Origin of the sequence: Aurantimonas marianensis (genome assembly GCF_024195285.1) — a bacterium.
In the GTDB taxonomy this organism is placed as follows: domain Bacteria; phylum Pseudomonadota; class Alphaproteobacteria; order Rhizobiales; family Rhizobiaceae; genus Aurantimonas; species Aurantimonas marianensis.
Window position 1 is genome coordinate 19,757 of sequence record NZ_JALHBS010000039.1, and the last position, 13,258, is coordinate 33,014.

Annotated in this window: 13 protein-coding genes; 4 read left to right on the plus strand and 9 right to left on the minus strand. The window is 64.7% G+C overall.

Annotation, left to right across the window (positions count from 1 at the left end; translation table 11 throughout):
- Nucleotides 1–6: 6 nt before the first annotated feature.
- The 4 genes from MJ956_RS07555 to MJ956_RS07570 all read right to left on the minus strand — a co-directional run bounded on the left by MJ956_RS07555 (nt 7) and on the right by MJ956_RS07570 (nt 3,054).
- On the minus strand, nt 7–897 hold the full coding sequence (locus MJ956_RS07555) for a fatty acid desaturase family protein (RefSeq protein WP_253963874.1): 891 nt from the start codon (nt 895–897) through the stop codon (nt 7–9).
- Nucleotides 894–2,546 (minus strand): hypothetical protein, encoded by a 1,653-nt coding sequence (locus MJ956_RS07560; RefSeq protein ID WP_253963875.1) that lies wholly within the window; start codon nt 2,544–2,546, stop codon nt 894–896. Before MJ956_RS07560 ends, MJ956_RS07555 begins: the two co-directional genes overlap by 4 nt.
- A gap of 19 nt (nt 2,547–2,565) precedes the next feature.
- The gene (locus MJ956_RS07565) at nt 2,566–2,757 is read right to left on the minus strand and encodes a hypothetical protein (protein ID WP_253963876.1); all 192 of its coding nucleotides are present in this window, start codon (nt 2,755–2,757) and stop codon (nt 2,566–2,568) included.
- 93 nt (nt 2,758–2,850) lie between these two features.
- Entirely contained in the window at nt 2,851–3,054 is a 204-nt protein-coding gene (locus MJ956_RS07570; RefSeq protein ID WP_253963877.1) for a hypothetical protein, read from the minus strand.
- Between the two features lie 192 nt (nt 3,055–3,246).
- Between MJ956_RS07570 and MJ956_RS07575 the strand changes: the two genes are divergently transcribed.
- A complete protein-coding gene (locus MJ956_RS07575; RefSeq protein WP_253963878.1) occupies nt 3,247–4,113 on the plus strand; it encodes a DMT family transporter in 867 nt (288 codons plus the stop codon).
- A 114-nt stretch (nt 4,114–4,227) separates the two neighbouring features.
- Here MJ956_RS07575 and MJ956_RS07580 read toward each other — a convergent pair whose 3' ends face one another.
- The 3 genes from MJ956_RS07580 to MJ956_RS07590 all read right to left on the minus strand — a co-directional run bounded on the left by MJ956_RS07580 (nt 4,228) and on the right by MJ956_RS07590 (nt 7,248).
- A complete protein-coding gene (locus tag MJ956_RS07580; RefSeq protein WP_256477772.1) occupies nt 4,228–6,009 on the minus strand; it encodes a pilus assembly protein TadG-related protein in 1,782 nt (593 codons plus the stop codon).
- A 65-nt stretch (nt 6,010–6,074) separates the two neighbouring features.
- Nucleotides 6,075–6,644: a TadE/TadG family type IV pilus assembly protein gene (locus MJ956_RS07585; RefSeq protein ID WP_253963880.1), complete on the minus strand. Its 570-nt coding sequence runs from the start codon at nt 6,642–6,644 to the stop codon at nt 6,075–6,077.
- Between the two features lie 7 nt (nt 6,645–6,651).
- On the minus strand, nt 6,652–7,248 hold the full coding sequence (locus MJ956_RS07590; RefSeq protein WP_253963881.1) for a TadE/TadG family type IV pilus assembly protein: 597 nt from the start codon (nt 7,246–7,248) through the stop codon (nt 6,652–6,654).
- 263 nt (nt 7,249–7,511) lie between these two features.
- Here MJ956_RS07590 and MJ956_RS07595 point away from each other — a divergent pair, with 263 nt between their 5' ends.
- Together MJ956_RS07595 and MJ956_RS07600 are read left to right on the plus strand one after the other, a co-directional pair.
- Complete coding sequence (locus MJ956_RS07595) at nt 7,512–9,032, plus strand: phosphomannomutase/phosphoglucomutase (protein WP_253963882.1); 1,521 nt, start codon at nt 7,512–7,514, stop codon at nt 9,030–9,032.
- Nucleotides 9,033–9,107: 75 nt separating this feature from the next.
- Nucleotides 9,108–9,920, plus strand: coding sequence for a 3'(2'),5'-bisphosphate nucleotidase CysQ family protein (locus MJ956_RS07600; protein WP_253963883.1), 813 nt, complete (start codon nt 9,108–9,110; stop codon nt 9,918–9,920).
- On the opposite strand, the gene MJ956_RS07605 is transcribed toward MJ956_RS07600, so the two are convergent.
- Both MJ956_RS07605 and MJ956_RS07610 read right to left on the minus strand, forming a co-directional pair.
- Complete coding sequence (locus MJ956_RS07605) at nt 9,921–11,456, minus strand: undecaprenyl-phosphate glucose phosphotransferase (protein ID WP_253963884.1); 1,536 nt, start codon at nt 11,454–11,456, stop codon at nt 9,921–9,923.
- A gap of 171 nt (nt 11,457–11,627) precedes the next feature.
- Nucleotides 11,628–12,188 (minus strand): polysaccharide biosynthesis/export family protein, encoded by a 561-nt coding sequence (locus MJ956_RS07610; RefSeq protein ID WP_253963885.1) that lies wholly within the window; start codon nt 12,186–12,188, stop codon nt 11,628–11,630.
- Between the two features lie 301 nt (nt 12,189–12,489).
- Between MJ956_RS07610 and MJ956_RS07615 the strand changes: the two genes are divergently transcribed.
- Nucleotides 12,490–13,245 carry a hypothetical protein gene (locus MJ956_RS07615; protein WP_253963886.1) on the plus strand — a complete coding sequence of 252 codons (756 nt, stop codon included), beginning with the start codon at nt 12,490–12,492 and terminating at the stop codon, nt 13,243–13,245.
- Nucleotides 13,246–13,258: the final 13 nt, after the last annotated feature.

The window sequence follows — 13,258 nt, forward strand, 5'->3', positions numbered from 1 at the left end:
GGCGGCTCAGCCCGTCCGTCGGCAGGCGGCGATCGCCGCCGCGCCCTCGCGGAGCGCGGCGCCATAGCCCGAGCGGTGGGAATTCTCGCCCATCCGCCGCGCGTGAACGGCGGGCAGGCGATGAAACGGCAAGGCCGGATAGCGGTGATGTTCGAGATGGTAATTGTCGTAATTGACCAGATAGCTCCACAGGGCCGGGGCGCGATAGGAACGGGTGTTTTGCGTCAAATCGCGGGACGCGGGATCGCGGCCGAGGCGGTCCGGCGCGGTCATCAGGAAGTGCAGCGGCGGTGCGATCAGGAAGGCCGGGACCAGCCATCCGAGGACGAGGAGTCGCGGCGCGAAAATGCCGCCGGTGACGATCAGGGCGATGGCGAGCGCTGCGAGCGCCAGATGCTCGGTCCGTGCCCGCGCGCGAGACTTGGCGCCGAACGGGCCAGGACACCCGCCCCGCGCCAGAACGAACGTCGCCCGCAGGAACATGGGCAAGCGCGCAGGTTCGAAGACATGGAGGACGAGGGCGCGTCGGTCCGCGAAATCCCGGCAGCTTCGGTCGAAGACGTCGGCCGGCGTGCCGACATGGCGGTGGTGATGGAGATGGCGGACACGGGTGTCGGTGAAGCTCGCCAGCATCGGCGCGCCGAGCAGTGATCCGGCAAGGCGGTTGGCGGTTTCGCCGCGCAGGAAAATGCCGTGCAGCGCCTCGTGCTGAAGTTCGAGGCCGTGGGCGTAAAGGACCGCGAGGCCGAGGGTGGCGGCGAAGGATAGCGGGCCGTCATTCGTGCCGACCGACCAAACCAGCGCTGCGACAGCGACGAGGAAGCCGGCGAGCTTGTCGAGCGACAGGGCATAGGCGGGCGCGAAGTCCGTCACGGGCGGGTCGGAAGAAACGGTCATGGCGTCACTTCCTCGGGTTGCGCCGGCAATGGACGCGAGAAGATCGACAATTCGCCCTGTGCCTGGAACATCGCGGCAAGTGTCATCGGCGCGGGGCCGCTGAACCGGCCGCAATCGAGTGTGGCGCGGGGCCGGCCCTCGGCATCGGCCGGCCAGGGCTCGACCTCCGTCGTGAACGGCTCGCAGCGCCGGACGACCAGCGACCCGAGCCAGCCACCCGCCCGCGGCCGTTCGCCCCGGAGGCGCCAGTCGGCGGCCGTGTCGAGATGCGCGAAGAAGCGTGGCGCTGGCGGCGTGTCGGCCGCGCCCTCGCAGCGCCGGCAGATCGTCAACAAGCGTTGCCCGACAGTTGCAGAGCCCTCGAGCGTGAGACGGGACGAAGGGCTGCCGCAATGGGGGCAGGGCCGCTCGCATTGCGTCGAGGCCTTGCTTGCCCGCACCCAGACGCCTTCGAGGCCTCCCTTGGCCAGGGCGTCCGTCAGACCGGCGAAGGCGGATCGGCGCGATGCCTCGTCGCCGTGCGGCGAGGTCAGCTTGGCGAGTGCGGCCAACACCGCTTCGTCCGGGGCGGCGGCGACGGGGGAGAGAGGCGGCCGCGAGGGACGCCGTGACGGAACCGCTGCCGCAGGCGTTGCCGCGATGACGCTCGCGTCCGCTCCGGCCCCGTTGATCAGAGCCGGCTTGGGCGCGATGCGCAGCAGGGGATCGCCGAACAGCACGAACCGGTGGCCGGAGGCGAGGGCTTGCGGCGAGCGATTGTAGGCCGCGACCGCGTCCCCGATCGGCATGCCGCGCAGCAGCGCGGCGGTCAGCCGGTCGATCGACGCCGGCGCGGCGACGACGATGCTGGCGGTCGTCACCAGCGCGCCGAGCGCCGGTGAGGCGGCGAGACGCAAGCCGGCGCCATAGGTCCGGTCGATGAAGCCCTCGCGGGACGGCCAGCCGAGGCAGGTGTTCCAGATCATCGCCCGTGCCCGGACGGCGGCGGGATGCAACGTCGCTTCGGCGAAGGCGGGTGTTTCGCGGCCGACATGGAGGCGGTGACAGTGACCGCTCACCCGGCAGGTCGGCTTGCGGGGCCTGTCCTCGGCGGCAAAGGCCGCGTCGACGGGGCACAGCACGAGCGGCCCGAGATCGCCGTCGATGCCGTCGCCATGGCCGGTCACCGAGACGAGGCTGTCGCCTCGGCCAAGCAGCCGCCGCAAATGAGCCGCGTCCGACGTGCGGCCGCACAGGGCGAAGTCCGGCGTCTCGACGACGCCCATGGGAAGCTGGGGGCAAAGCTCGAGGCGAAACGGGGTATTGCCCAAGGGTCTGCGCAGCGCCGCCGCGCTCGCGGCCGCCTTCGCGCCGAGTTCCTCCAGGCTGCGGCCGACCAGGAAGCCGGCGACAGAGCCGGCGCCCGGTGCGGTCGCGGCGTCCACGAGCTCGTCGGTCAGGTCGTCGGCAAGCGTGACGATGACCGCACCCCCGCCCAGACGATGCGGGGTCGACGATGAAAGAGGGCGAAAGGCCCGTCCCGTCGCCTTGGCATAGGCTTCGGCAATCGGACGCGTGGCCGAGCCGATCGCATGGCAGACGGCGGCACGGCTCGCGGCACCCTGCTCGCAGTTGACCCGAGAGGCACCGGACGCGAGAACCTGAAGCATCCCGCCGTCCGCCCGCTGCCTACCAGTGCAGGGAGTCGGGCGCCGTCAGATCAATGCCGGAACGCGCCAGATCGGCACGGACCCGCGCGAGTTCGGCCTCGGCCATGTGCAGCTTTTCCAGCCCCGTGTGGAACTTTTCCAGCCCGCCGAGATGGGCTTTCTGCTGTTCGGGAGACATGCTTTCAAAGGAGCTTGTCGCGTTTCCGGTCATGGCTTCATTCCTTCTGCGGATAGATTACGGATGATCGCAAAGGGTCGATTTGCAACCGACGAGTGCGTCCGAGCGGCGGGGCGCTCTCGCCGCCTACCAGTGCAGCGAGTCATTCACCGTCAGATCGGTGCCTGAGCGAGCAAGATCGGCCCGCACGCGCGCCAGATTCGCTTCCGCCTTGTGCAGTCTTTCGAGCCCCTTGTGGAACCGATCGAGCCCATCGCGACGCGCATTCCGGTCGTCGGGACTAAGGTCCTGGTCCGGCGACAGGCTGGCGCCTTTCACATAATTTCCCATGCTTCACTCTCCGTCCGGAGTGTTGCGCCTCAAGATTGAAACAACAAAAATAATACACTTAAAAAGTGTATATTCAAGCCGTCGAGGTGCTTTGGTGTCGGAATTTTTCCTCTCGACTCCTTCAGCCCTCGCTTTTCGCCTCGCCATGGGCAAAATTATGGGAGACTGACTTTTTCTCCTACCGAGCGATTCATGCGCAAGCCAAGCGGCATTGTTGCCGGTATCCTCCTCACCATCCTGTCCGGCCTTGCCCTCGCCACCATGGATACGGGGGCGAAGTACCTGACCGGGCGGTTGCCGGTGCTGGAGGTCGTCTGGGCACGATACTTCTTCCACGCGATGCTGATGACCGCATGGCTGGCCAAGACCCGTGGAACGACCTTCCTGAAGACCCGGCGTCCGCTGCTGCAACTGACGCGAGGCGGGGCGCTGCTCACCGCCACCGCCATGATGTATCTCGGCCTGTCCAAGATTCCGCTGGCCGACGCGACGGCGGTCATGTTCTTCGCGCCGGTGCTGGTGACGGTGCTGTCGGTTGTTTTCCTGGGCGAAAGGATCGGCCTTCCGCGGATCGCGGCGGTGCTGGCCGGGTTCGGCGGCGTCCTGCTGATCGTGCGGCCGGGCTTTGCCGATACCGATCCCTATCTGCTGCTGCCGCTCGGCGCGGCTATAGTGGTCTCGGTCTATTTCCTGTTGACCCGCGCCCTGGCCGGGCCGGAAGAGAACGCCGCGACGCTGTTCCACACGACCGCGGCGGGGGCGGTCATCCTCAGCCTCGTGGTTCCCTTCGTTTGGGAGCCCCCATCGGTCGCCGATTTCGCGCTCATGGTCGGCATCGGCACGCTCGGCGCGCTCGGCCATTTCTGTTTGGTGTCAGGCTTCGCCTACGCCTCGGCATCGACGCTGACGCCGTTCCTTTACGCCCAGGTTCTGTTCGCCGGCATCTACAGTGTCGTGCTGATCGGCGATCCGTTGCGGCCGACCCTCGTCATCGGCGCGGCGATCCTGATTGCCAGCGGCCTGACCATCTGGTGGCGGGAGAACCGTCGCAAGGCGTAACGCGGCATGGGCAGGCGGTTGTGCCGCACGCCGCCCTCAGGCGATGGTCTGGCCGGTCTTCCGCCAGTCGGCGAGGAAGACCTCCAGGCCAATGCCGTCGAATGCCGTCGAAGCTCAGCGCGAGATGCGAAGACTGGAAACCTCCTCGGTGATAGCCCCGAAAGCAGCGATCAGCTGATCCTTGTTCTTGGCGTCGTAGTAAAGCTTTGTCGTCGGATCACGCAGGCCGTAGGACGCGCAGCCCTCGAGCAACGTCTTGACCGAGCTGCCGTCTGTCACGTCGAACGCGATCGTGAAGATCACGATACCGTCGGTGCCATCCGGCTTGCGCCCGTCGTCCTTGGCGTTCTTGCAGACCTTTTCGGTCATCTCGTTCATGGCCTCGACGTAGCGGCTGTCGCTCGAATTCTTGATGGTTCGCGTGGTGGCGTCGAACATGCGTCCGGGTCTACCGATTCCCCCCGACCAGACCTGGCCGTAGCCATAGGCGCCCCATCGCGACCTGTTGACGTTGGATGCGCCGCCATAGGTGTTTTCGCCGTCCGTCATCACCACGAGAACCTTGAGATTGTCCTTGGCATCCTTCGGCTTGCCTTCGACGAATGGCGCGCCGGGCGAGACGACGCGCCAGCCCCAGGCGATGCCTTCGGGAATGTTGGTCATTCCGGTCGGGCTCATCTTGTCGAGCGCGCCGTCAACCACCGTCTGGGTTGCCGTCAGCGGCGTGATCGGCGTCGTCGTGCATCCCTCGTTCGGCCCGTTCGAACTGCGGTTGGATTGGGTCGAGCCGACATATTTCATCATGTCCCGCTGCCAGGCGATCGACTGGGAATCCGAGCCCCAACGCCCGTCGCTGTCATCTCTCAGGTAATCGTTCTTGCTGCCGCCCCATCCGCCCCAGTCATATTCATCCGGCGCGAACATCGGCACGAACAGCGAGGCGCCCGATTTGGGCTCGGCGTCGGTGACGGCCAGTCCCTCCGGCCGTGCCTCGACGCAGCCGGCCCACCCCTCCGGAAACCGACGCGCGCCGAATGTATAACCGTCGCGGGTCGGAACGATAATGCGCGCATTGTCGAACAACCACTGACGGGTCAGGATTTCGCCTGTGTCCCTGCGGTACCAGCGGTCGCCGCGCTTTTCCGTCATGGCCACGCCATTAACCCTGACGCTCGCCCAATCGAAGTTCTCGTGATGGATCGGAGAGTCGCCAAAACGGTCCATCCAGGACGCAGTGACGTTCGCCGGCCCGACATTGACCGACGCCGAGAACGGCACAAGGCCGATCTTGACCGGCGGCTTGCCTGAGGCCGTTTCGTTCACCTTCATCAGTGAGGCGGTCAGGTCCTTTGCCGCTGTCTTGAGCGTGTCGATCTTTCGCGTGCCGTCGACGCTGGAGCCCATCGATCCGGAATTGTCGAGAACCAGCGCCATCTCGATGGACAGGTTCTCGAGGACGACCTCACTCGTGCTGGCGATAGGGAAGTTGCGCCAGTCGACCGTCTCGTTGGTGACGAATGCGAGGAGATCGCCGAACCATGTGGGCTGCTGGCGCGTGGCGGACACCTTGAGAACCCTGTCACCGCCGATCAGCTGAACGCCGTCATAGCTGAACTGGGTATAGGACTGCGTGTCTTCTCCGGCGTTGTGAAAGAAATAACCTTCGGCCACCTTGGCCAGAAAGGCCGGATCCTGAGACTGGGCATACTCCTTCGCGGCGGCGAGTGCCGCGGTGTCGGCGGATTGTTGCAGATTGCGTTCGGCGCTGTAAATCGTGCTCAGATCGACGGCCGCGGCCATAGCTGTCGCCAGAACAGGCAAGGTCAGGCCAAAAATCATCGCGACGTTGCCCCGCCGATCGAGCCATAGGACTGGAGGTTTGAATCGGGTCCGCATCGTGTTTCCTACCGTTTATCCGATTGGAAGATAAAAATGAAAATTTACACTGGATATTTTAGTTTTCAATTTGTCCAGACAATAGATTTACTGATGCGCGGTCGAAATGTGTAAGATTTCTTGATTTTTATGCCTGAAAAAGATTTCGTGTAGTCAAGTAGGGGCTGGTAGTCGTAGGTGACATCCGCCACGACGAGGTAGCTCGTCGCGCCGAAATCGAGTTTGGACGGGACGGGATAGGGCGCGCCAGCCGTCAGCGCGGTGCCGGAACTGGCTTGCGACCAGTCGATCGTGCCTTGTCCCTTTTCGTCGACGGTGACGGTGGTGACGACGATCTGCAGACCGTCCGGCGAAAACGGGGCCATGACGGCGCTCGAAATATTGAAGATGTTGTCGATCGCCGTCTGGTTCATCACGCGGTTGCGGGCGACGAGATTACCGACCGTTTCCGCCGTCGTCTCGACCTTGCGGCTGGCGTCGAGTGCCTTCGACGCTTCGAAGCCGCCGAGATAGAGCAGCAACATGACCGGAAGGATCAACGCGAATTCGAGCGCGGCGACACCGCTTCGGTTCGAGACGAAGGCGTGGAGAGCCGACTTGAAGGAAATTTGAATGGTTCGGAAGCCTATGCGCATCGTGTCCTCAGGAGCAGTTGGATTTGCTGCTCTTCAAGTCCCCGAAGGGTTCGTTCATGAACGCCGTGATCGAAAACAGGATATCGTTGCCATTTGTGTCGGAAGCGATTTCGTGAAGAAACGAGGCCACCCACGGCCATTCGTAGAACGCGCGCAGCACGGTGATCGAGTTCGCGCTGCCCGGATCGAAACAGAAATTCTTGTCGTCAACGGTTTTCAGCTGCAGGGGAATGTCGGTCGGGATATTGCCGAATGCGGGAAAAGTACGAAGGTCGATCTTGAGCTTGTCGCATGACAGCATGAAGTCGACCTTGTCGCAGATCTTCGTGCGAAACAGCTTGTCATCGATATCCGATTGCTGGATCTGGCCGGTCAGGACTTGCCGCGCGACGTTATCTACCGCGGTGTCGAGCAACATGCCGGCCGCCGAAATCGCGAAGGTTTCGATGATCGCGAACATCAGCATGAAGAACGGCGCGGCGACCATGGCGAATTCCACCGCCGTCGCGCCGGATCGATCGCGCGAAAATCCGGGACGCGAGCGAACGGCGGCAAAGATGGCGGACCGGTAGGTCACGTTGCGGAAGTCTCCGTTATTTCTCAATCGCCCATTATCCGCACGCTTTGTTACTTTTCTCTGATTTCGGCGGAACAAATTGCGAGGAATGCGATCAGGACCGACAATCGGGGGGCGTCTTGCAGGCGGCGTATTGCCTTTATGACGCTGGCTGGTAGAGCTTTGAGCCTAGTCCGAGGCAACGCGGCGCGGGCTCGTGGGGCCTTTTGGCCGGGCCAGTGCCGGTTCCCGTTCAGCCTGGTAGCGGTGCTGGATGCGCGCCTCTTGTGTCGATCAGCCGAAGGGTTTCCATGTTTCCCAAGCCTGTCGCCGTCGCCGCTCCCAACAGTCTCGAATTCGAAACCCGGCCCTTGGTGAAGCCTACCGGCTTTCGCGAGTATGACGCGCGCTGGTGGCTCGGGCGGCCAGGCGATCCAAAGGCTCCCGAGCTGAACCTCATGGGCGTGACGGCGCTGGGGCTTGGACTGGCGACGCTGATCGCCGAGCGCGGCATCGCGCGTGATATCGTCGTCGGCCATGACTTTCGCGAATACAGCCTGGCGATCAAGACGGCGCTGACGGCCGGTCTGATGGCCGGCGGCGCCAAGGTGCACGACATCGGCCTGGCGCTCTCGCCGATGGCCTATTTCGCCCAGTTCGCGCTGGACTGCCAATCGGTCGCCATGGTCACCGCGTCGCATAACGAAAATGGCTGGACCGGCGTCAAGATGGGCTGCGACCGTCCGCTGACCTTCGGTCCGGACGAGATGGCCCGCTTGCGCGACATCGTCCTGTCGGGGGATTTCAAGAGCGAGGCTGGCGGTTCGTACCGTTTCGTCGAAGATTTCGCCAAGGCGTATGCCGACGACCTCGTCGCGGGCCATGCGATCAAACGCAGGCTCAAGGTGATCGCGGCCTGCGGCAACGGCACGGCCGGGGCCTTCGCGCCGGAAATCCTGCGGCGGATCGGCTGCAAGGTGACCGAGCTCGATACCGCGCTCGACCATTCCTTCCCGCGCTACAATCCGAATCCGGAGGACATGGAAATGCTCCATGCGATCCGCGACGCGGTGCTGGCGCACGGCGCCGACGTCGGCTTCGGCTTCGACGGCGATGGCGACCGCTGCGGCATCGTCGACAATGAAGGCCGGGAGATCTTCGCTGACAAGATCGGCGTGATGCTGGCGCGGGATCTGTCCTCGATCTATCCGAACGCGCAATTCGTCGTCGACGTGAAGTCGACCGGCCTGTTCATGACCGACCCTGTCCTGAACGAGCGGGGCGCCAAGACCGACTACTGGAAGACCGGTCATTCCTATATCAAGCGCCGGGTGAACGAGCTGTCGGCAATCGCCGGCTTCGAGAAATCCGGGCATTTCTTCTTCAATACGCCGATCGGCCGCGGCTATGACGACGGCCTGATGACCGCGATCGCCGTCGCGGAAATGCTGGATCGCAACCCCGAGAACTCGATGGCGGATCTCTACCGCGCGCTGCCGCTGACCTACGGCTCGCCGACCATGTCGCCGCATTGCCCCGATGAGGTGAAATACGGGGTCGTCGATCGTGTCATCGCCGACATCGAGGCGATGCGCGCCGCCGGGGAACCGCTCGCCGGCCAGCCGATCGCCGATGTCGTCACGGTCAACGGCATCCGGGTGACGGCGGAAGACGGGACCTGGGGGCTGGTGCGGGCCTCGTCCAACAAGCCGGAACTCGTCGTCGTGGTCGAGAGCCCGGTGTCCGAGGCGCGCAAGCGCGAGATGTTCGCGGCGGTCGACGCGATCCTGCGGCGAAACGGAGAGGTCGGTGCCTATAACCAGACGCTTTGATAGGCCGACGCGCACGGTGCGCCGGCGGGCGTTTGTGCGCGGTGAGCCGGCATTGCAGCAGGCGCGGGGCCGAAGATGACAGCCAGCGTCGATACAGGCCTTCTCGTGGCCGCCGTTCGCGCCGGCATGGCCGCGATCGTCGAGCGCGGACCCGGTCCGGCGGGCGTCGACTACAAGGACGATGCTTCGCCGGTAACCGAAGCCGATCGGGCGGCTGAGCATGCCATTACGGCGCTCATCGAAGCCGCCTGTTCCGTCCCCATCCTTGCCGAGGAACGCTTTTCCGCCGGCGAGATTCCGGCGGTCGGGCGGGCCTTCCTGCTGGTCGACCCTCTCGACGGCACCAAGAGCTATATCGCCGGCAAGCCCGACTACACCGTCAATGTCGCGCTGATCGAGGACGGGATGCCGGTCTTTGGTTGTGTCGGCGTCCCGGCGACCGGGGAACTCTATTGTGGCGGGAGGGACAGGTCCGCGACGGTCGAGCGCGACGGCGTCTTGCTGACGCTGCGGGGCCGCCGACCCGGTCCGCGGCTGGATGTCGTCGCCAGCCGCGATCACCTGTCAGATGCGACGCGGCACTACATCGCCGGACTCGACCTCGGCCAGAGGCGGTCAGTCGGCTCGTCGCTGAAATTCTGTCTTCTGGCCGAGGGAGGCGCTGACATCTATCCATGCCTCGGTCGCACCATGCAGTGGGATACGGCGGCGGGTGACGCGGTGCTGCGCGCCGCCGGCGGCCTGACCGCTAGGCTCGACGGCTCGCCCCTTCGCTATGGCCGCACCGGCCGACCGGACGAGGACATTTTCGCTAATCCGCACTTCATCGCCGTCGCCGATCCGCAGGTGCTCGCCCGGCCGGGCGTGATCTTGCGAACGGGTTCCTGATCAGTAGGCGCCCTCGGTCTTCAACAGGCTGATCGGCGTCATCATCAGGATGTAGAGGTCGAGCAGGATCGACCAGTTCTCGATATAGTAGAGATCGTGCTCGAAGCGCTTCTGCAGCTTGTCGGGCTGGTCGATCTCGCCGCGCCAGCCCTTGATCTGCGCCCATCCGGTGATTCCGGGCTTCACCTTGTGGCGGCCGAAATAGCCCTCGACGATCTCGACGAAGGTCTCGTTGCCGCTCGATATCGCGTGGACAGCGTGCGGGCGCGGCCCGACCAGCGAGAGCTCGCCGCGCAGAACGTTGATCAGCTGCGGCAGCTCGTCGATCGAGGTCCGGCGGATGAACCGCCCGACCCGTGTCACGCGCTTGTCGTTCCTGGTCACGATCTGCCTGGCGAGCGGATCGGACATTTCATGGAAGAGCGATCGGAACTTGAAGATCTCGACGATCTGATTGTTGAAGCCGTGACGCTTCTGGCGGAACAGGACCGGTCCCTTCGAATCCAGCTTGATGGCGATGGCGGTGGCGAGGAACACCGGCGAGAGAAGGATCAACGCGAGCGTGGCGAAGCACAGGTCGAAAACCCGTTTGGCGATCCAGTCCCAGTCGGCCAGAGGCCGGTCGAAGACGTCGATGAGCGGAACCTGGCCAACGAAGGAATAGGTGCGCGGGCGAAACCGCAGCTGCGCCGAGTGCGCCGACAGGCGGATGTCGAGCGGCAGCACCCACAATTGCTTGAGGAGCGACAGAACGCGTTTTTCGGCCGAGAGCGGCAGCGTGACGATCAGCATGTCGATCCGGGTCAGCCGGCCGAATTCGACCAGTTCGGCAATGGTGCCCAGCTTGGGATAGCCGGCGACGATCGGCGGCGATCGGTCGTTGTCGCGGTCGTCGAAGATACCGCAGATGCGGATGTCACTGTCCGGCTGGATTTCCAGGCTGCGGATCAGTGTCTCGGCTCCCTTGCCGCCGCCGACGATGACGGCGCGTCGCTCCATACGACCGTTGCGGGCCCAGCGGCGGATATTGGCGCGCAGCACGAGCCGGGCGAGAGCCAGGGCGGCCGAGCCCCCGACGAACCAGGTTCCGAACCAGACGCGGGAATAGGCGGCATCGTTGTAGAGAAAGAACAGCATGACGCTGAGCAGCGAGAGCGCCAAGCCCCATGCCGCGACGATGCGCCAGATCTGCATGAAGCGGCCCTTGAGGAGGCTCAACTCGTAGCCGCCCGCAAGGTTGATCGCAAAGACGCCGACGGCCGCTCCGGCGAAAGACAGCACGATGTAGGGGATGCGGAGAGGGTTGGCGACGCCAACATACTGGACGAAGATCAGCAGGCCGATGCTGGCGAGGAGGACGAATTCGATCCCCCGCCAGACGCCCGACAGCATCCGCGGTGTGATGAAATCGTCCTGATACTGCCTGGCGGCGCGTGCCGCGAAGGCGTTGATCTCGACTGGCGCGGTCGAGGCCGGTGACGGAAAGGCCCGCACCACTTCACGATCGAAAGGCAGACCGCTCTCGAAATTCGCCATCCTGTCTCGCTTCTCGCTCGGTCGGTCCGCGTTCTCACCCAGGCGGTGCCACGTGTCGGCGACCATAGGGCGAAAGGGCTAAGATTTGCTTGAGCGGATCGAGGGCATTCGAGCGAAGGGGCGGGTACGCGTGACTTCCATCCGCTTCCGGTCGGACTGCTTCTCGGTCGGCTAGAACCACCGTTCGCGGATATAGAGCGTGTCGCCCGGCAGGATCGGATCGGAGGTCAGAACCCGGCCGGTGAGGACGCGTCCGCCGACCTGGCGGGTGACGTCGATCGATCCCTGCTCGCCCCGTGGTGTGAAGCCGCCGGCGATGGCCACCGCGTTCTGGACGGTCATGCCGGGGACATAGGTGTATTGACCCCCGGTGGTCACCTCGCCCATGATGAAGAACGGACGGTACTGTTCCACCTGGACGGTGATATCGGGATCCTTGAGATAGCCGTTCCGCAGCCGATCGGCCAACTCACCCTCCAGCTGCTTGGTCGTGCGGCCGCGCGCCGGCACCGATCCGACGAGCGGGAAGGCGACATAGCCCGCCTTGTCGACAGGGTAGGTGCTGGTCAGTCCGTTTTGCTCGAACACCGTGACCCGCACGATATCCCCGCTGTCGAGGTGGTATGGCCTGTTCAATGCGGCGTGAAAGGCCGGCGGCACGGGCTTGTAGGATGCGCAGCCCGCAAGCAGCGTGAGGGTGGTGGCGATCAGGGCCAGCGTTGGTTTGAACATGGCTGCTTTCCCGTGGCGATCCCATGCCGGCGGGCAGGGCGGCGTCTTGTGCGATGTTATAGGGTCGTTAGGGTTAACCGTCGGTAAAGCGGCCGACCTGACCTTTCCCCAGGCGTCGCGCGCACGCCTTAACCGCGCGGTTACCGGGACGGATCAGGATGGGATCGATGCCGTTCATCCGGAGTGAGAAGTTGCGCCAATCGCCGCCGTTGTCGTCTTCGACATCGCAATGCCGCCGCCTCGCGACGGATGGCGCCGCTTTGCTCGTCTCGCGCGACAGTCGGTCAAGGCGAGCGAAGCGATGAGCGGCGGGTTGTCCGGCTTCGGCACGGCGCTGGGCGGTCTTTTCGGGCGCAGGGGGCCGTCTCGGCGCTCACCGGCGGCGACGGCCCGCGAAGGGACCGAAACCGGCGGCGGCGGGAATTCGCGGCGCGGCGCCGTCGATGCCGAGGCTCCCGCGTGTTCCGTCACGGCGGGCGAGGGGGTCACGGCCGGAGAGCTAGTTGCCGGGGTTCATCACGGGGATATCCGTCGATTGGTCGTTGTGTCGACCTGGAGCGACCGACGGCGGAGTGGCGGCGTCGAGATCGTCCGGCGTCTGACGGCAAGCGGGCTCACCTGCGTGCTGATCGATCTGACCGGCGAGGATCATGTCGCCACGGCGATGGGTCTGCGGCCAGATTGCGAAGGCTTCGCCACCCTTGCGGAGGGTCTTTCGTCGCTGACCGATGTCATTCACCGCGATCACTTCACCCGCGCCCATGTGGTTCCCTCCGCCGGCTACAAGATAAGGTCGACGGACCCGGTCGAGCAGGCGGATCTGCGCCTGTTCCTGGCAGCCTTCGCCGAAGCCTATGAATGCACCGTGACCGAATTCGACAGGAACGCGGTGGACCGCCTGCCGGTCATTCTCGACGAGGAGACCGCGCTCGTTGTCGCCGGACCGCCGGGCGTGGACGTCCGCTCCGGCGATCTCGTCCATGCGCTCGGCGCGATCGGGATCGAGGATCTGCTGTTCATGGAATCGACTGGCCCCTCGACGGGCGCAGGCGCATAGGCGGGTGAACCGG

Bases quoted from the DNA above. Each gene is read 5' to 3' on its own strand.
- MJ956_RS07565 (WP_253963876.1), bottom strand. From the start codon at position 2,757: ATGACCGGAAACGCGACAAGCTCCTTTGAAAGCATGTCTCCCGAACAG.
- MJ956_RS07555 (WP_253963874.1), bottom strand. From the start codon at position 897: ATGACCGTTTCTTCCGACCCGCCCGTGACGGACTTCGCGCCCGCCTAT.
- MJ956_RS07575 (WP_253963878.1), top strand. From the start codon at position 3,247: ATGCGCAAGCCAAGCGGCATTGTTGCCGGTATCCTCCTCACCATCCTG.
- MJ956_RS07570 (WP_253963877.1), bottom strand. From the start codon at position 3,054: ATGGGAAATTATGTGAAAGGCGCCAGCCTGTCGCCGGACCAGGACCTT.
- MJ956_RS07605 (WP_253963884.1), bottom strand. From the start codon at position 11,456: ATGGCGAATTTCGAGAGCGGTCTGCCTTTCGATCGTGAAGTGGTGCGG.
- MJ956_RS07615 (WP_253963886.1), top strand. From the start codon at position 12,490: ATGAGCGGCGGGTTGTCCGGCTTCGGCACGGCGCTGGGCGGTCTTTTC.
- MJ956_RS07560 (WP_253963875.1), bottom strand. From the start codon at position 2,546: ATGCTTCAGGTTCTCGCGTCCGGTGCCTCTCGGGTCAACTGCGAGCAG.
- MJ956_RS07610 (WP_253963885.1), bottom strand. From the start codon at position 12,188: ATGTTCAAACCAACGCTGGCCCTGATCGCCACCACCCTCACGCTGCTT.
- MJ956_RS07585 (WP_253963880.1), bottom strand. From the start codon at position 6,644: ATGCGCATAGGCTTCCGAACCATTCAAATTTCCTTCAAGTCGGCTCTC.
- MJ956_RS07600 (WP_253963883.1), top strand. From the start codon at position 9,108: ATGACAGCCAGCGTCGATACAGGCCTTCTCGTGGCCGCCGTTCGCGCC.
- MJ956_RS07580 (WP_256477772.1), bottom strand. From the start codon at position 6,009: ATGCGGACCCGATTCAAACCTCCAGTCCTATGGCTCGATCGGCGGGGC.
- MJ956_RS07595 (WP_253963882.1), top strand. From the start codon at position 7,512: ATGTTTCCCAAGCCTGTCGCCGTCGCCGCTCCCAACAGTCTCGAATTC.